Genomic DNA, 17,818 nt, shown 5'->3' with positions numbered 1-17,818 from the left:
CGATGACCCGGGCACCTCGCGTGCCCGGGTCAACGCGTGTCAGCCGACAAGGGTGGCGGTCTGCGTCGCCTTGGCCATCAGGCTGTTGAGGCCGGCCTGGTCCTGCGGGCGGCCGCTGACGGTGACCTCGATGTAGGCGTGCCGGCCGTTGCCGTAGATGTCGAGGAAACGGGTGGAGACCAGTCGCTTGCCGCGGGCGCCGTCGGTGTAGGTGTAGGTGAGCGACGTGTAAGCGGTGTTGGACATACCCGCCGCCGTCGACTTCACGGTGCCGTGGGCCCGGGACACGATCTTCAGGTCACGGACGCCGTGCAGGGCCTTGACCCGCTGGTTCGCGGCCGTGGCCGTGCTGCTCTTGCCGCTCAGGCCGCCGTCGACCCGGAGCATCCAGGTGTTCGAGCTGTCGGTGAACTTCGCCTCGTGCAGGCTGAGCTTGCTGAACTTCCACCCCTTCGGCGCGTGGACCGCGACATTGCAGTTGCCGACGTGTCCCCAGCACTTGAACCCGTACGACAAGCTCCCCGGCTTCAGCGCGGGCTTGGCGTGCGCGGTGGCCACGGTCCGGGCCGGTACGGCGGCGTCGCTCGGCGCGATGCCCACCAGCAGTCCCGCGGCCACGAGGATCGCGGTGCCGGCCAGTACACGAGCAGAGATCTTCTTCATGGTGTTTTCCTTCGTGGTCAGGGGCTCCGTTCGGCCCTACGCGACCTGAGATGGCTCGGCACTCCTGCGAGGTTGAGCGCAAAGTTTGTGAGCAAGCTCTCCGGCCGACCGGCAAACCAACCACGCGAACGCCAGCGTCCAACCCTCTTCTGGGCGGTGGCCGGTATGGGCCCAGGATCTGGGCTAGTCTGCGGAGCCAGGTATCCGGATCGGGAGGCGGGTTGGCTGTGCGACGCCGGATCGTGCGCTGGCTGCTCGCTGTCCTCGGCGCGGTGATCATCCTCGCGCTCGTGATCTACCTGATCTCCGTCGGCCTCGACAAGGCCGACAAGCTGAGCAGCATCATCAGCGGGGTCCTCGCGGTGGCCGCTGTGGTCGTCTCCCTGCTCTGGCGCAGGCAGCCCGCCACGCCAACACCCGAGCCACCGAAGCCACCCGCCGCGGCGCCGACTGGCCGGATGCCCTATCTCGAAGACGTCGACCAGCTCGCGCCGCCCGTCCTCCGCGATCGTGAGGACGAACTGGCGCAGCTGGCGGCGTTCTGCTCCGACGACAACTCGTCGTACTGGCGATGGGTCGCGGACGCCTGGTCAGGAAAGACCGCCCTGCTCGCCTGGTTCGTTCTGCACCCGCCCGAGAACGCCGACGTCATCTCGTTCTTCATCACCACCCGGTTCAACCCGCACGGCAACCGGGACGCGTTCATCGAGGCGGTGTCCGAGCAGTTGGACACGCTGATCGGACGGCGATCGTCGTACGACGACCGGACACCGATCCGCGCGCGTCATCTCCAGGCCCGGCTGGCCGAGGCCGCGGAACTCAGTCGCCAGAACGGACGCCACCTCGTCCTGGTCGTCGACGGCCTCGACGAGGACCGGGGCGTCGTGATCGACTCCGAGACGTACACGGTTGCCGCTCTCCTCCCGGTCGAGCCGGTTGCCGGCCTGAAGGTGATAGTTGCCGGCCGCCCGCATCCGCCGCTGCCCGCGGAGCTCGGCGCCAACCATCCGCTCCGGCAGAACCGGAACATCCACCAGCTGAGTGCCTCCGCGCACGCGCTGGCGAACGAGGCGACCGCCCGGGTCGAGCTGCGGCGACTGCTCGCGGACCCGCTCGGGCGCCCGGTCCTGGGTCTGCTCGTGGCGGCCGGCGGCGGCCTGAGCATCGCCGACCTCGCCGTCCTGACCCGGCGTCCTCGCCACGAGGTCAGCCAACTGGTGGAGTCATCGGTGGGCCGCACCTTCATCAGCCGCCCGGCCCGCTGGCGCCACAGCACCGAGCGTTACACCTTCGGCCTTGCCCACGAAGAGCTCCGCCGTGAGACGCTCCGCTCCCTCGACCTGTCCGCGCTGACCAGGTATCGCGAGTCCCTCACCACCTGGTCCGCCGCCGTCGCCGCCGACGGCTGGCCTTCGACCACCCCTGAATACCTCCTCCGCGGGTACCTCGGCCAACTGATCGAGAACGGTCACCTCGATCAGGCCGTCGACGTCGCGACCGACGGCACTCGCCGCGAGCGCATGTTCGCCAGCACCGGTGGCGACCACGCGGCCCGCCTGGAGATCGCCGAACTCACCGCAGCGCTCATGGCCGTTGCCACTCCGGACCTCGGCCTGTTGGCCCGGCTCGCCCTCCACCGCGAGTACATCGACGAACGCAACTCCCGGTTGCCGACCGACCTTCCGGCCCTGTGGGTGAAGATCGGTGACGACGACCGGGCCGACGCCCTCGCGCGTGGGCTCAGCTCCGAGCGTGATCGGCGTGGCGCTGTCGAAAGCATGACCGACGCACTGATCCGGACCGGTGACGAGCAACGCCTCGAACAGGTCGTGCGGACCAGCGCCGACCCGAACCAGGTGCTCCGGGTGCTCGAGGCGCAGTGGACGGTAGCCCGCCGGGCCGGGAATCCTGAGCGGGTCGAGGCGCTGACTGCGCAGATGACGGAATTGTTGCCATCGGCAACATGGCGGTACGACGTCCTGACCGCGGTCCAGGCAGTTGCGCAGACCGACGACGCGGGAGCAGAGCGGGTCCAGGGGATGCTGCGGGATCCGCTGCTGCGTGCTTTCGCGGGGATCGGCAGGATCAGGGCGGCTCGCCATCGCCCCGACCAGGACCTGGCCGACAGGCTGGCCGACGACGTCGAGCAACTCGCGAACGAGCTCCCGGACAGATCTCGGCGGGACGTGCTCAGCGAGCTGTCGATCTGGGCCGGAGGACGGTGGCGGGACCAGGCGGTTGCTGGGCCGGCCTGGATCGATCGTGAATCGGCGGACAGTGAACAGCCGACGCCTCCCGAGCCGACGGAACCCGGCGAGCTGATCGCGTTCATCATGGACAGGGCAGCGTCTCTCTCGGATGACGACTCCGAGCAGATCGATCAACTCATCGACCGGGCCGTGCCGCTACTGATGCAGCTCGATACCAGTTCGTCGTACTGGCAGTCCCTCGGTCGGGTCTCACACGCTCTGGCGACGCGCGGCAATTTCACCCGGATCTGGGAGCTGGCCGAGAGTGGCAGCGCTCGTCTCGGGCTCGCCCGGACCGACCTGGCGCGCGAGGTCAGCTTGCTCGCGATGCGGATTGCCGACCGCGGGGAGTTCGAGGTCGCGCTCGGACTGCTGAGCCGGCTCGACGATGCCGAGGTGCCACCCGAACTGCTGCTCGATGTCGTCGACTCGGCCGTCCGCCATCAGCAGCTGACGCGCGCGCGTGATCTCATCGACCGGTTACCGGAGGGGGAGTACCGGCTCGAGGCCCTGACCGGACTCGCGGAGGGCAAGCATCGCGCGGGTGATGACGCCGAAGCTCAGGCGATCATCGACGAGTGGTCGCGGCTCGCGGATCGAGTCCTGGCCGATTCGGGTCAGCTCGTGCGCGACGAGCGCAGCTTGTACCGGTCGATCGTGCGACTGGCCGAGCTGTGTGTCGAGATCGGCCGCACGAACCAGGCCGCCGAACTGGCCAACCTCGTACAGCGCAGCGCGGCACGCAGCGTCGACTACCCGGGCGGCCACGGCCTCCGGGTGCTGGGCTATGTGCTGGATCGCGTCGGTGATGCGGCGCGTGCCGACGCGATTGCCACCGCGTTGTCCCGTGAGAACCAGGGCGAGCTGCTTGACGTGTTCGTTCCGCCAGACAGCGTGACCGGGCCGGCCGAGCGGGTCAGTGAGCTGGTCGCGATGGCGCGCGAGGCCGCGAGCGACGATGCGCAGCAGGCAGGTGCGGTACTCGCGGAGGCGATCACGACCACCGATTCCATCGATGCGGACGACAGCCGAGTCCTTGCCTGGGAACGGATCGTCAGAGCGGCCCTCGCCGCGGATCTCGAGGACCAGGTGACCGGCGTCCTCGAGCGGATCGAGGCAGCAGTGGCGTCGCTGACGGACCCCGTCCGCAATCGCGCGCTGGGCGTCCTGGTGACCGGCTACCGCCGTTTGTCCCGGACGGCCGAGGCGCAGACGACGTTCCATCGGATGACCGACGGAGTGGATCGCGACGGGGTGGTGAGTGACTGGGTCACGGACGTGGCCGCCGCCGGGGATACGGATGCGATCGAACAGCTGATCGGCTGGCTCGAGGGTGACCGCGCCAGTGATCGTGCGTGGGGTTACGCGGCCGCCGAGCTGGCCCAGGCCGGTGACTATCGCCGGGCGGACGAGTTCGCCGGCCGGGTGACGGAGCACCGCCCCCGCTATGCGGCCGTCGCCGTCGTCGAGGCTGCGGCCACCGCCGGGGACTTCGAGTTCGCCGAGACCGTCATCGCTCGTGCCGACTCGGCGGAATTCCCGGTCGAGCTGTGGTGCGCGATGATCAGGTCGGCGGACCGTGCGGTGAGCGAAGGACTGATTGCGGGTTGGCTCGACCGGGCGGAGGCCGCGGCCGCGACCAGCGCGTACTCGCTCTTCGGCGATCGTGCCGAGGCGCTGAGCAAAATTGCGGCGGTGGCTGAGCCGGTGCGGGCACGGCGGCTGGTGGCGCGGGCATTGGTGGACGGGCCTTGGTACGTGCCGCTGGAGCCGTTGGCACGGCTGGATCCGGGCGGGTTCGCGCGGTTGGCGGATGAGGTGATCGGGCTGGTGGGGCGGCGGCGGGCTAGCGCCGGCGGCTGAGCGGGTTGGGCATGACCGGGGGTCTGGCACACTCGAAGGACGAGTGTGAGGTGAGGCGGATGGTGGAACGGCGGCCGGTGAAACCGTCTGAGCTGATGGGGATGGCGGCTGCGGCCGGGCAGGAGGCTCGGGTTGCGGCGGCTCGGCGGCGGATGGCTTCGCTGCGATTGACGGATGAGGAACGGCGGGTCGCGACCGATGAGTTGGCCGAGCAGTTCGCGATCGGGCGGCTGGACGAGAATGAGCTGCATCGGCGGGTGGACCGGCTGAACGAGGCGGTGACGCATGCGGAGCTGCAGCCGATCTTCGCCGGGCTGCCGACGCCTTCGCTGTACAAGCCTGAGCCGCGCAAACCGGGCAAGTGGCGGTGGGCCGCGTTCGTCGGCGCCGTCTGGATGGCCTTGCCGTTCGCCCTGGTCGGGCTGGTGATGTTGGTCTTCGGCCGCGAGATAGCCGCCGCGATCTTCGGGCTGCCCGCGCTGGCGTGGGTGTTCTTCACCTACCGCTGGGCTCGCCGGGGCTCACGGACCTAGCGTCGACTCCCGCGGCACCAGTTGTGCCGGAAGCTCGAGTACGCCGTGATGCGGGGAGCCGGCGATCGCGTCGAGCAGGAGGTTCGCCGCGCGACGGCCGAGATCCTCGAGGCGGAGGTCGACCGAAGTGAGCGGTGGCCGGCTGGCCAGCGCCATCATCGGCCAGTTGTCGTAGCCGGTGACGGCGATATCGTCCGGAACCGAGCGGCCCAGTTCGCGAAGCCGGTCGCACACGCCACGGGCGATCTGATCGCTGCCGCAGCTGATCGCGTCCGGGTCCTGACGCAGTACCAAGTCGGTCGCCTGCCGGCCCCAGCGTTCACTCCACTCGCCGAAGAGCGCCTCGCCACAGAGGGCTTGACCGGCGGTGGTGGCGACGGCCTGGGCACGTTCGGCGGCGGACCTGTGGTCAGCCGGTCCGGTGATGTGCGCGATCCTCGACCGGCCCAGTCCGAGCAGATGGGTGATCGCAGCGGCGGCACCAGACGCATCGTCGACGATCACTGATGCGTCCGCGGGATCGGCTGAAGCGGCCAATGCGTAGACAACGGGAAGCGGTACGTCGATCGACGGCCGGGGCTCGGTCCGGCGACCGGTGACCACGATCCCGTCGACGCCACGGGCCACCAGCGTGCGCAGGTAGCTCTGCTCGCGGAGCGGATCGTCGCGGGTATCGCAGAGGACGGTGGCCAGCTCGCCCGCACTGAGAACGTCCTCCACACCCCGCATGATCGGGATGCTGAAGCGCCCGGAGCTGTCCGTGGTGAGCAGGGCGACCGTGTACGTCCGGCCGGACGAAAGTGCGCGGCCACGGGCGTCCGGGGTGAACCCGAGCTGCGCGGCGGCACGGCGTACCCGGGCGCGGGTCTCCTGGCTGAGCTGACCGGTGTTGTTCAGCGCCTTCGACGCCGTCCCGGCGGACACCCCGGCCAGCGCGGCGACGTCCGTGATCCGGGTCCTCATCCGTTTCCTCCGGGTCCCTCGAGACTGTCGCGGCAGCCTATCAAGGCGATCGCAGATCTCCTTGTATTCCAGAGGTTCAGCCTTGACCGAGCGGCCCTCGTGTCTTACGTTGTCACGACGGAAAACGTGTGCGGTCTTTCCGTGCCCCCCACCCGGAAAGGCAGCCGTCGATGCCCAACTCCCTCCCCGAAGCCACCCGCGGTGGGCACTACGTCCCGCAGCGCGCGCCGCTGCGACCGGTCCCGTTCCAGAAGCTCCCGCCCGGTGCGATCGAGCCGCGCGGGTGGCTGGCGCAGCAGCTCGACCTGCAGGTCAAGGGCCTCTGCGGCCGGTACGACGAGATCTCGGACTTCCTCGGCTACGACACCAACGGCTGGGTCGATCCGGCCCAGAGCGCCTGGGAAGAGCTGCCGTACTGGCTCCGCGGCTTCGGGGATCTCGGCTACGTCACCGGGGATACCGGCGTACTCAACCGCACCGAGCGGTGGATGAACGGGATCATCAGGACGCAGACTCCGGACGGCTGGTTCGGGCCGGGGCGGCTGCGGACCTCGCTGGAGAACGGGCCGGACTTCTGGCCGGGGATGCCGTTGCTGGCCGCGTTCCGGTCCTGGTACGAGTACTCCGGCGACGAGCGGGTGATTCCGTTCATGACGACGTACCTGCAGTTCCAGAACACGCAGCCCGCCGAGGTCTTCAACCGCTCGTGGGGTGCGTTCCGGTGGGGCGACAACATCGACAGCGCGTATTGGCTCTACAACCGGACCGGCGACGAGTGGCTGCTGGATCTGGTCACGAAGATGCACACCGGCTCGGCCGACTATGTGGACGGTATTCCGACCTGGCACAACGTCAATCTGGCCCAGGGGTTCCGCGAACCGTTGCAGTACTGGCTTCTGAGTGGTGACGAGAAGCACCGGGCGGCGACGTACCGGAACTACGCGACGGTGATGGCGCAGTACGGCCAGTTCCCCGGCGGTGGGTTCGCCGGTGACGAGAACTCGCGGCCCGGATTCGATGATCCGCGGCAGGGGTTCGAGACGTGCGGGATCGTCGAGCTGATGCACAGCTGTGAGCTGCTGACCCGCTTCACCGGTGACATCGCCTGGACGGACCGGTGTGAGGAGTTGGCGTTCAACCTGTTGCCGGCGTCGTACGACGCGCAGCAGCAGGTCATGCACTACATCACCTGTGCCAACAGCGTGCAGCTCGACGACCGGGTGAAACACGGGCAGTTCGAGAACCCGTTCGCCATGCTCGCTTATAAGTACGGCGTCCATCAGTACCGGTGCTGTCCGCACAACTACGGCATGGGCTGGCCGTACTACGCGCAGGAGCTATGGCTGGCCACGACGGACAACGGCCTGGCCGCCTCGCTGTACGCCGCCAGCAAGGTCACTGCCCAGGTCGGGGCGGGGGAGACAGTCAGCATCACGCAGGACACCGAGTACCCGTTCTCCGACACGATCATTTTCACAGTCGATGCGTCGACACGATTCCCCTTGTATTTAAGGCGTCCCGGCTGGGCGCAGGACGTCACGGTGAAGGTGAACGGCCAGACTGTCGAGGCTGACGGCGACTGGATGAAGGTGGACCGCACCTGGCATCCGGGCGACCGCGTCGAGCTGGTGCTGCCGATGCGGACCAGCACCCGGGTGTGGAACGACAACAACGACTCCATCTCCGTCGACCGCGGTCCGTTGACCTACTCGCTGCAGATCGACGAGCGCTACGAGCGCATCGGCGGCACCGAGGACTGGCCCGAGCTCGCCGTCTACCCGGAGTCCCCGTGGAACTACGGCCTGCTCCCCGATGCGGAGTTCGACGTCGTACGGCGGGATGCCGGCGACAACCCGTTCACCACTGACGGAGTACCGGTCGCTCTGACCACACAGGCCCGGCGGATCCCGGAGTGGGAGACCGACACCGAGGACGTCGTCCGCCAACTGCAGCCGAGTCCGGCCCGGTCGGTGGAGCCGGTCGAGACGGTGACGCTCATCCCGATGGGTGCGGCCCGGCTCCGGATCGCCTCGTTCCCGCAGGTGTCACCGGACGGCACCGAGTGGATTCGCCGTACCCGGATCACCGCTTCGCACGTGAACACCGGGGACTCGCTGGAGGCCGTGGACGACGGTCGCATCCCCGCATCGTCTGCGGACACGTCGATTCCGCGCTTCACCTGGTGGGACCGGCGCGGGACGACGGAGTGGATCGAGTACGACCTGCGCGCGGTCCGTGCGTTGTCGGAGGTGTCGGTCTACTGGTTCGACGACACCGGCTCTGGCGAGTGTCGCGTGCCGGAGTCGTGGCGGGCGCTCTGGCTCGACGGTGAGACCTGGCGACCGGTCGAGAACACCACGCCGTACGACGTGGCTACCGACGAGCTGAACACAACGACGTTCACGCCGGTGCGGGCGCAGTACGTCCGAGTGGAGGCCGTACTGCGCCCGGCGTTCTCCGGGGGTGTGCTGAACCTACTTTTCCGGTGACGGGCCGACGTACAAGCTGACCTCACCTGGTGCGTACGTCGAGGTGTCGTGGACGTACCAGTCACCAGGCACGGAGTCCTTGGAGTCGAACTGCGGTCCGTCGCCGGTGAGGTAGGTGATCCGCTGCACGCCGCGGGCCTTGATCAGCGGCAGGGCCTGGTCGACGGTCTTGTTCTTCAGTGTCAGTCCGGCGAGCACCTCACCCTTGTCGGTCGCCGAGGACGACGTGTGGTGGTACATCTCACCGGGCTTGGCGGCGCGACCGAAGTTGACCACGGTCTTGCCGTCGTAGTCCTTCGGTACCTCGAGGCCTTCCTGGCAACCGGGGTCCGCGGCGGTCAGCGTGCCGTTGCACTTCTCGCCCGGCTCGAGCAGGTGCAGTTGCTGCATCTGCTTGTCGTTCTGCGCCGAGAAGTCGACCATCACGCCGACGAACGGCGGGCTGACCGGTACGGCGTTGACCTTGATGTTCAGGCCCATCTTCTTGAACTCGGCGTTGTACTGCTTCGGGTCGGCCTTCGGGTCGACCACGCGGATGATCAGCTTGTCGCCACGCTCGGTGAACGACAGCGCCTGTGGCTGGTCCTGACCGGACTGGTTCACGAGCGCCGCCGCGACCACTCCCACGACCACCAGGCTGCAGGCGGCGGCCAGGAGGACGCGGGGGCGGGCCGAGCGACGGCGGCGGTCCAGGCCGACCACCGGACCGGTGTCCGAGGCAACGATCGCGTCGGCGAGCTCGGCCCAGGCCGCGTCGCTTGGCCGGACTTCGGTCCGGTTCGGGTCGAGGTCGCGGACGGCCGCGTCGATGTCATGCGTCTTCATGAGAGGCCTCCTCGGTCGGGGCGACCAGGTTCCGGTTCGCCAGGGGAGCGGTGAGCAGCTTCGCGAACCGCTTCCGGGCCCGGTGCAGTCTGATCCGTACGGCGTTGCGCGAGACACCAAGCACGGTGGCGATCTGAGCGGTGTCGAGCTCTTCCCACGCGACCAGGGACAACAGTTCCCGGTCCTGTTCCGGCAGGGCACTGAACGCCCGGGCTGTCGGTGAATCGTCCGGCAGCGAGCTCTCCGGCTTATCCAGCTCGTCTCGCAGTTTCGTCGCCAATGCATGCCGACGGCCCTCACCTCTGCGGTGATTCGCGAGCACGCGGCGGGCTACGCCGTACAACCATGGTCTGGTCTGTGGATCGAGCGGTACGTCGTCCAGCCGGCGCCAGGCCACCAGGAACGTGTCGGCGAGCAGGTCCGCGGCGTCGTGCCCACTGTCGGTCCGCCGCCGCAGGTAGCCGAGCACGGCCTCCCGATGCGCCGAGAACACCTCTTCGAACCGCTGCCGGCGATCGTACGGCGGTGAGCCGCGCACAACTCCCTCACTCACCGGCCCACTCCGGGCCTCGATCGGAATCAACGTCATACCCGCTAGATGTCCAGCACCCCGCCCACCCATTTCACCCCGCCCACATTGCAACTTCTCGCACCTTTCCATGTGGTTTGAATGACCGCCTCCGCTGCGACAATCGCGACTGGGCCAGAGCACGTGGCCGGCAGTGAACTAACCTGTGGGGCGTGGAGGCTAGGTTGCGGCTTGCGGTTCCGGGAGACGGGGCGGCGATCGCGGAGTTGGCTCGCGGGTCGGTGCAGGAGATCTTCCCGGCGTACTACGACGACGTGCAGACGGCGAGTGCTGCCGAGCACATCACCACCTTCGACACCGCGCTGATCGACGACGGCACCTACTACGTGTGCGAGGCGGGTGGGGAGATCGTCGCGTGCGGTGGGTGGAGCCGGCGGAACAAGCTGTTCAACGCGAGTACGGCGGGTGCTGACACGCGGCTGCTGGACCCGGCGACCGAGCCGGCCCGGATCCGGGCCATGTTCGTCCGGGCGGACTGGACCCGCCGTGGTCTCGGCAGGGCGATCCTGACCGCCTGTGTGGACGCCGCCCGGGTGGAGGGGTTCACACAGCTCGCACTGATGGCGACACTGCCCGGAGTACCGCTGTACAAGGCTTTCGGCTTCACCGAGGTGGAGGCCGTCGAACTGCCCATGCCGGACGGCGTCATCCTCGGTGGCGTCGCGATGGAACGAGCTCTGGAGGAGACCGCATGACTGCAGGCACGACCGTGACCGCTCCTGACGGCACCGACGTCGTCCTCGGCGAGATCGGGACCCGGGTGCTGCTGAAGAACTCCCGTGTCCGCGTTTGGGAGGTGTCACTGCAGCCAGGTGAGGCGCAGGGCTGGCACCTGCACCACAACCCGTACGTCGTCCTGTGCCTGTCCACGTCTCCGTGCCACATGGACTGGCTCGACGGCAGTCCGGCCCGGCAGCTGAGTGAGACCGTCGGTGGCTCGGTCTACCGGCCGGTGTCGCCCGTACACATGCTCACCAACGACGGTGCCGCGCTGTACCTCAACCGGTTGATCGAGGTCCTCGACCTGGGTGAGGAGGCCTCCGGCGACCCGCACTTCGCCGTCCAGGGCGTCCCGGCCGAAGCCGGGTTCGAACAGGTCGGGGAGATCCCTGCCAAGGTGGTCGTCGACGAGGACGACGTACGCGTGCAGCACGTCACCCCCGACGCAGGCGAGTCCTACACCTGGCACACCGGCGCGTACCCAGCCTTGGTGGTCGACCTAGACCTCTCCAGCCCAGACGTCACCTACCTGGAGCCAGGCCAGTCCTACACGCTCCCCACCAAGCCCGAACGCACCTCCGGCTTCAACCTGGTCGAACTGCGCTACTACAGCAACCCACGCACCTGATCGCCGTCTCGCGCCGCCAACACAGCGGCCGTGTTGACCTGAGATAGGTCTGCCTGTCGTAGGCGGGCCTTGACCAGTGGGACCTGCGGACCGACCGCACTGAGTTCTTGCACGCCAAGGGCAGCCAGCAGTACGGCGGCCTCCGGGCTGCTGGCCAGGTCGCCGCACACGGCTACGCGAACGTTGGCGGCGCGGACCACGTGGTCGATCAGCTGCAGTACAGCGGGATCCAGACCGTCGGCGAGTGGCGCGACCGCGGCGTTGGTGCGGTCGGCGGCCGTCGTGTACTGGGTGAGGTCGTTGGTCCCGATGCTGACGAAATCCAGGTCGCCCGTGAGGGTGCCGATCCGGAGCGCCGCGGCCGGGACCTCGACCATGATGCCGACCTCGAGGTCTCCCCGCGGACCGAGCTCTTCCAAGGCCCACGCGACCTCGTCCGCGGTCGTCACCATTGGGAACATCACGTGCACCGGCGTCTCGGCCCCGACCCGCCGGATGGCCTCGAGCTGATCGCGCAGCAGCTCCGGACGCCGCCGGAAGACCCGCAGCCCACGCTCGCCGAGGAACGGGTTCGCCTCGTGCGCTTGCTGGAGGAACGGCAGCGGCTTGTCGCCACCGATGTCCCACGTCCGGATCGTGATCGGCTTACCGTCCAATGCCCGTGCTATCGCCCGGAACACCTCGACCTGCTCGTCGACGGTCGGCGCGGTCCGCCGATCGCCGAACAGTACCTCGGTCCGCACCAGCCCGGACCCGTCCGCACCCCGCGCATCCACCGCATCCTGTACGACGCCAACGTTGACGAGCACGTCGATCGTCCGCCCGTCCACGGTCGTGGCCGGCTCGTCGGCTCGGGTGAGCGCCCGGTCCCGCTCACCTTCCCGCTCGGCAATCGTCGCTCGTACGACGTCCTCGTCCGGCCCGACCTCGAACGACCCGATCCGCGCATCGAACGCGACCGTCGCCCCCGCCGGTACGTCGACCTCCCCGATCCCCGTGATCAAGGGGATCCCGCGCGACCGCGCCACGATCACACCGTGACCCGTCGTCCCGGCCGCCCGGACCGCGATCCCGGTCACGCGAGAGGTGTCGAGCGTGGCAGCCGTCGCCGCATCCAGCTCGGGGACGACGAGGATGCCCTCAGTCAGCTGCTCCTGCGCACCCGTCAGCGCTCGCAATACCCGATCCCGGACAGCGCGGACGTCCTGCGCCCGCTCTCGCTGGTAGGCATCATCCAGCCCTTCGAAGGTACCGGCGAGCTGGTCGTAGGTCTCTTTCCACGCGTCCGCCGCCGAGGCACCCGCGGAGATCGCGGCCCGCACCTCGTCGAGCGGCTTCCGATCGTTCAGCAATGCGAGATGCGCTTCGAAGATCTCACCGTGATCCGGGCTGCTGTCCCGCAGCCCACGCAGCTCGTCCCCAGCTGTCGCCAATGCCTCGTCGAGCCGGCCCAACTCGTCGTCCCCGGCAACATACGCACTCAGGTCGACTGCTTCCCCAGCCAGGACCGCAGGCCCGATCGCCACATCCAAACCGGATCCACCGGGTGTCGGCGCGGTGGGCGGCGTCTCCGCATCACCGAAGTTCTCCGCCGCGAGCTTGCTGACCGCCTCCAACACCTCGGCAGCCTGCGGCCCGCTCGCACCCACCCGCAATCGATGCCCCTGCTGGGCGTTCAGCGTCGCAACCATGCTCAGGCTGCCCGCATCCACCGGCCCACGCCCGGTATCCAGATCAGTGATCGTGACCGTGGCGTCGAACCCATTCACCAACCCGACCAGCCGAGCCGCCGGCCGCGCATGCAACCCATGCTCGTTGCCGACAGCAACTTCCACGGTCTGATCAGCTACGACCGCCGAAGTCGGCCCCGCAGCCTCACCAGTTCCGAGATGATCCTGCTTCCCCAGCAGGCCGCGCTCAGCCTCCGCCACCACCGCATCAAGGGAAGCACCCGTCGACGCGGTCACCGCAGCGGCCACCAGCCCTTCGACCAACGGTGCGCTCGACAGCCGCACCCGCTCCGCGACCTCAGGATCGAGGAACTCCAAGGCCAGCTCAGCGCTCAGGATCGCGCTACCAAGATCAAGCAAGACCAGTACGCCGTCCGGACTGTCGGCGGTCGTGATCGCCTCCGACACCGCCATCGCGTCCGTGCCGAACGTGGTCTCGTCCAGCCCGGCCGCGACCGCGATCACCGGCCGGTTGTCCTCGGCAACCATCTCGGAGGCCAACCCCACCGCCGCCACAGCCAGTGCGTGACTATGGGAGACGACCACGATCCCGATCATGCGAGCGTGCGAGCAGCCGACTCCAACAGCAACGTGGTGCTCGTCGCGCCCGGATCCTGGTGACCCGCGCTCCGCTCGCCCAGGTAACTCGCGCGACCCTTCCGCGCCACCAGCGGCACGGTCGCATCCCGGCCCTTGGCCGCTGCCTCCGCAGCGGCCGTCAGCGCCCCGGCGAGATCCGAGCCGCCAGCCACGGCCCCGTCGTACGCCTCCAGAGCCGGTGCCCAGGCGTCGTACATGGTCTTGTCGCCAAGCTCGGCCTTGCCGCGCTGGAGGATCCCGCCGACACCGGCCTTGAACGCCTCGCCGAGCTGCTCGGGGGTGACGTCGGTGGCGCCGGGCAGCGCGGTCCCGAAGCGGAGGAAGAACGTGCCGTACAGCGGCCCGCTCGCCCCGCCGACCTTGCTGACCAGCGTCATCCCGGCCTTCTTCATCAGCTCGTCGACCGACGCGAAGCTGGTCTCGTCCAGGACGGCGACCACCGCCTGGAAGCCACGATCCATGTTCGCGCCGTGATCCGCGTCGCCGATCGCGGAATCCAGCTCGGTCAGGTACGCCGCGTTCTCGTGCAGCGACCGGGCCGTGTCCCGCAACCAGGCAACGAAGTTGTCCACTCCCATGCTCACGCGCCCCAGCGTAGGCCCGGGGTGTTCACCGGTGCGTCCCAGAGGCGTACCAGTTCGTCGTCCACCTTCAGCAGGGTGACCGAGCAGCCGGCCATCTCCAGTGAGGTGATGTAGTTGCCGACCAGCGAACGGGCCACGGTGATACCGGCCCGGTCGAGCAGCTGGGCCACCTCGTTGTACATGAGGTAGAGCTCGAGGAGCGGCGTACCGCCCATGCCGTTGACGAAGGCAATCACAGAATCGCCTTGCTGGTAAGGCAGATCGGTGACCACCGGGTCGACGAGCATCGCGGCGATCTCCTTGGCCGGGGCCAGCGGCAACCGTTGCCGGCCGGGCTCGCCGTGGATGCCGATGCCGACCTCCATCTCGTTGTCGGCCAGGTCGAACGTCGGCTTGCCGGCTGCCGGGACCGTGCACGACGTCAGCGCCATGCCCATGCTGCGGCCGTTGTCGTTGACCTTCTTCGCCAGGTCACCGACCTCCTGCAGCGGGCGGCCCTCCTCGGCGGCCGCGCCGACGATCTTCTCCAGCAGCACGGTCACGCCGACACCGCGCCGACCGGCCGTGTAGAGGCTGTCCTGGACGGCGACGTCGTCGTTCGTCACCACCGACAGCACCTCGGTTCCGGCGTCGGCCGCGGCCAGTTCGGCGGCCATCTCGAAGTTCATCACGTCGCCGGTGTAGTTCTTCACGATGTGCAGTACGCCGGCACCCGCGTCGACCGCCTTCGTCGCGGCCATCATCTGGTCCGGCACCGGTGAGGTGAACACCTCACCCGCACAGGCGGCGTCCAGCATCCCCAGGCCGACGAAGCCGCCGTGCATCGGCTCGTGGCCGGAGCCACCACCCGAGATCAGCCCGACCTTCCCGGATCTCGGTGCGTCCTTGCGGTACACGATCCGGTTCTCGTGATCCACGCGCAACCGGTCCGGATGCGCCAGCGCCATACCTTGCAGCGCTTCACTCACAACATCGCCAGGGTCGTTGATGAGCTTCTTCATGCCCCCATCTGAGCACACGCCCGACCCGAACGGGAGTCCCTCGATCAGTCCTTCGGGCGCAGCAGGGGGCGGACGACCTCACGGGCGTCGTGGATGCGGGACTTGACCGTGCCGAGCGGGGCGCCGACCTCGGCGGCGATCTCCTCGTACGAGAGGCCGTAGACGTCGCGCAGTACCAGCGGGGTCACCATCTGTGGGCGGTCGCGCTCCAGGGTCTCCAGCGCCTCGAGCAGGTCCAGCCGGGTGCCGGCGATGACGCTGGTGGTCCGGGGGTCCGGCTTCTCCATCGCCTCGGGGTTGTGCGCGGCCTGGGCAGTCCGCTTCAGCTTGCGGTACGTCGAGCGGGCCGAGTTCGCCGCGACCGAGTGGACCCAGGTGGAGAAGCTGCTCCGGCCGGAGTACGTGTTGATCTTGGTGGCGATGTTGAGCAGGGCCTCCTGGGCCGCGTCCTCGGCGTCCGCCGAGTACGGCAGGACGCTGCGGCAGATTCGCAGAACACGGGGATGAACCAGCCGCAGCAGGTCGTCCATCGCGTGCTTGTCGCCGGCCTGGGCCCGCTCGGCCAGGGTTCCGAGGTCGTCGGTCGGGCTGGTGCTCTCGCTCATCTGCGCCTTTGCTCTCGATCGGCCCCCGGCACGGGACACTCCAGTACTCCATAATGCCTTCTATGGGGGTCCCAACCAGACTAGGCCGTTACGTCGTGCGACGACGTCTGGGCTCTGGCGGTTTCGCTACGGTATGGCTCGCTCACGATGAGCAACTGGATGCCGAGGTCGCGATCAAGGTCCTCGCGGACAACTGGGGCCACGACGACTCGGTCCGGCAGCGGTTCCTCGAGGAGGGCCGGTTCCTGCGCCGGGTGGAGTCCGAGCACGTCGTCCAGGTCCACGACGTGGGCGAACTCGAGGACGGACGCCCGTTCCTCGTGCTCACGTACGCCGATCGCGGCACGCTGGCCGACCGGTTGAAGAAGCAACCACTGCCGCTGGCCGAGGCCGTCGACGTCGTCGTCCAGGTCGGCCGTGGCCTGCAGGCCCTGCACCGTCGCGGCCTGCTGCACCGCGACGTGAAACCGGCGAACGTCCTGTTCCGCAGCACAGACGACGGCGAGCGCGCCGTACTGTCCGACCTCGGTCTGGGCAAGGCCCTCGACGAGGTGTCACGAATCACAATGCCCGGCGGCACCCCGTCGTACGTCGCGCCCGAACAGGCCATGGGTGAGCGGCTGGACCAGCGCGCCGACCAGTACTCCCTCGGAGCCGTCGCGTACGCCGCTCTGACCGGGCGGTCACCGCATCAGGTCGACGGGCTGGGCGCCGCGGGCCGGGTCGCAGCCCCACCGCCGCCGAGCTCGCTCGGATTCGAACTGCCCGAGATGGTCGACGCCGCGATCGTTCGCGCGCTCGACCCGGATCGGGAGAAGCGCTGGCCGGACGTGCTGTCCTTCACCCGTGAGCTCGTCGGCGGGCTGGACGAGACCACCCACGACTTCCCGCTCTCGATCCGCGAGTCGGTGACGGTCTCCGTCCCGACCGGCGAGGGAGAGGACGACGGCGAGAACACGGCACTCAGTGATGCGAACAAGCCGACGATCCTCAAGTTCGCTGACTCGTCAATCACCGAGAGCGCCGCAAGCACTGAAGCCGCGAGCACCGAAAGCGCCGAGGCGGCATCCGTCGAGCCGTCTGTCGAAGCAGCCGCAACAGCCGAGCCCGTCGCTCAGGCGCCGGCGACACCAGCGCCGCCCCGGAAGCGGCGGCGCGGCCGGTGGGTGATCGCCGCGCTGCTCGCGCTCGTCGTCGGCGGTGGCGCCGGCTTCTTCGGCCAGCGGTACCTGGCCGCGCGTGAACTGATCGGCGTCTCGTACGGCAACTTCTCGCTGGAGCTCCCACGGGGCTGGGTGAAGTCGGTGGCCGAGTCGCAATGGCAGCCGCCCGGCAGCATCGAGGCGTTCCCGGCACTCCGGGTCAGTGAGAGTGCGGACTGGTCGGCGCGGACCCCGGGTGTCTTCGTCGGCGTCCTCGAGACCGGGAAGACCAAGGCCGCGGCCGGCGTCGACACCGGCCAGTGCGCGGGCAAGGGCAACCCGATGGTCTCGAACGCCGAGGGCAGAACCCTGACAGATCAGTATTTCACTGGCTGTGGCGATGGTGACGGTATGCTCCTGCAACGAGTCGTGGACACGGGGACCACCGGCTCGATGCTCATCCAGGTCCTGATGCCGGGAACCGACAGCGCCCGCGCCGTCGAGATCGCCGAATCGGTCCGGTTCACTGGTTGATGAGCGCCGGCCCAGTTATCCCGAGCACGGTTGAGGTATCCCTGGTGCGTATCCCGACGGAACGGTTCCGGCCGTCCCCTGCGCTGATCCAGTCGGCCTG

At 68.6% G+C, this 17,818-nt stretch carries 14 protein-coding genes and 1 pseudogene; 6 read left to right on the top strand and 9 right to left on the bottom strand.

The window, feature by feature from the left end; translation table 11 throughout:
* Positions 1-39 precede the first annotated feature (39 nt).
* Positions 40-663, bottom strand: a complete 624-nt coding sequence (locus AB0L70_RS00360) for a hypothetical protein (protein WP_363678299.1) — start codon at positions 661-663, stop codon at positions 40-42.
* A 221-nt stretch (positions 664-884) separates the two neighbouring features.
* Here AB0L70_RS00360 and AB0L70_RS00355 point away from each other — a divergent pair, with 221 nt between their 5' ends.
* Both AB0L70_RS00355 and AB0L70_RS00350 read left to right on the top strand, forming a co-directional pair.
* Positions 885-4,775, top strand: a complete 3,891-nt coding sequence (locus AB0L70_RS00355; protein WP_363678298.1) for a hypothetical protein — start codon at positions 885-887, stop codon at positions 4,773-4,775.
* Between the two features lie 59 nt (positions 4,776-4,834).
* A complete protein-coding gene (locus AB0L70_RS00350; RefSeq protein WP_363678297.1) occupies positions 4,835-5,308 on the top strand; it encodes a DUF1707 domain-containing protein in 474 nt (157 codons plus the stop codon).
* Here the strand turns inward: AB0L70_RS00350 and AB0L70_RS00345 are convergent.
* Positions 5,297-6,271, bottom strand: a complete 975-nt coding sequence (locus AB0L70_RS00345) for a LacI family DNA-binding transcriptional regulator (RefSeq protein WP_363678296.1) — start codon at positions 6,269-6,271, stop codon at positions 5,297-5,299. The two genes, AB0L70_RS00350 and AB0L70_RS00345, sit on opposite strands and share 12 nt — an antisense overlap.
* Positions 6,272-6,441: 170 nt before the next feature.
* On the opposite strand from AB0L70_RS00345, the gene AB0L70_RS00340 reads away from it, so the two are divergent.
* Positions 6,442-8,760, top strand: coding sequence for a beta-L-arabinofuranosidase domain-containing protein (locus AB0L70_RS00340; protein WP_363678295.1), 2,319 nt, complete (start codon positions 6,442-6,444; stop codon positions 8,758-8,760).
* On the opposite strand, the gene AB0L70_RS00335 is transcribed toward AB0L70_RS00340, so the two are convergent.
* Both AB0L70_RS00335 and AB0L70_RS00330 read right to left on the bottom strand, forming a co-directional pair.
* Complete coding sequence (locus tag AB0L70_RS00335; protein ID WP_363678294.1) at positions 8,746-9,585, bottom strand: hypothetical protein; 840 nt, start codon at positions 9,583-9,585, stop codon at positions 8,746-8,748. The genes AB0L70_RS00340 and AB0L70_RS00335 overlap by 15 nt on opposite strands.
* Positions 9,572-10,174 carry a sigma-70 family RNA polymerase sigma factor gene (locus AB0L70_RS00330; protein WP_363678293.1) on the bottom strand — a complete coding sequence of 201 codons (603 nt, stop codon included), beginning with the start codon at positions 10,172-10,174 and terminating at the stop codon, positions 9,572-9,574. Before AB0L70_RS00330 ends, AB0L70_RS00335 begins: the two co-directional genes overlap by 14 nt.
* 152 nt (positions 10,175-10,326) lie before the next feature.
* On the opposite strand from AB0L70_RS00330, the gene AB0L70_RS00325 reads away from it, so the two are divergent.
* The gene (locus AB0L70_RS00325; protein ID WP_363678292.1) at positions 10,327-10,869 is read left to right on the top strand and encodes a GNAT family N-acetyltransferase; all 543 of its coding nucleotides are present in this window, start codon (positions 10,327-10,329) and stop codon (positions 10,867-10,869) included.
* The gene (locus AB0L70_RS00320; protein ID WP_363678291.1) at positions 10,866-11,522 is read left to right on the top strand and encodes a hypothetical protein; all 657 of its coding nucleotides are present in this window, start codon (positions 10,866-10,868) and stop codon (positions 11,520-11,522) included. Before AB0L70_RS00325 ends, AB0L70_RS00320 begins: the two co-directional genes overlap by 4 nt.
* Here the strand turns inward: AB0L70_RS00320 and AB0L70_RS00315 are convergent.
* From AB0L70_RS00315 to AB0L70_RS00295, 5 genes and pseudogenes are all read right to left on the bottom strand, one after another.
* Entirely contained in the window at positions 11,501-13,357 is a 1,857-nt protein-coding gene (locus tag AB0L70_RS00315) for an HPr family phosphocarrier protein (protein WP_363679933.1), read from the bottom strand. The two genes, AB0L70_RS00320 and AB0L70_RS00315, sit on opposite strands and share 22 nt — an antisense overlap.
* Before the next feature lie 72 nt (positions 13,358-13,429).
* Positions 13,430-13,810 (bottom strand): annotated as a pseudogene (gene dhaM / locus AB0L70_RS00310) (dihydroxyacetone kinase phosphoryl donor subunit DhaM); the annotation flags it as partial.
* Complete coding sequence (gene dhaL, locus AB0L70_RS00305) at positions 13,807-14,430, bottom strand: dihydroxyacetone kinase subunit DhaL (RefSeq protein WP_363679931.1); 624 nt, start codon at positions 14,428-14,430, stop codon at positions 13,807-13,809. The pseudogene dhaM and the gene dhaL, both read right to left, overlap by 4 nt.
* Before the next feature lie 2 nt (positions 14,431-14,432).
* Positions 14,433-15,437: a dihydroxyacetone kinase subunit DhaK gene (gene dhaK, locus AB0L70_RS00300; protein WP_363678290.1), complete on the bottom strand. Its 1,005-nt coding sequence runs from the start codon at positions 15,435-15,437 to the stop codon at positions 14,433-14,435.
* Between the two features lie 44 nt (positions 15,438-15,481).
* Positions 15,482-16,042, bottom strand: a complete 561-nt coding sequence (locus AB0L70_RS00295) for a sigma-70 family RNA polymerase sigma factor (RefSeq protein ID WP_363678289.1) — start codon at positions 16,040-16,042, stop codon at positions 15,482-15,484.
* A 95-nt stretch (positions 16,043-16,137) separates the two neighbouring features.
* Between AB0L70_RS00295 and AB0L70_RS00290 the strand changes: the two genes are divergently transcribed.
* On the top strand, positions 16,138-17,718 hold the full coding sequence (locus AB0L70_RS00290) for a serine/threonine-protein kinase (protein WP_363678288.1): 1,581 nt from the start codon (positions 16,138-16,140) through the stop codon (positions 17,716-17,718).
* Positions 17,719-17,818: the final 100 nt, after the last annotated feature.

This window comes from Kribbella sp. NPDC051952 (genome assembly GCF_040680855.1).
Lineage (GTDB): Bacteria > Actinomycetota > Actinomycetes > Propionibacteriales > Kribbellaceae > Kribbella.
Note: the sequence above shows the minus strand (reverse complement) of the source record. Positions and strands in the feature narration are given on the sequence as shown.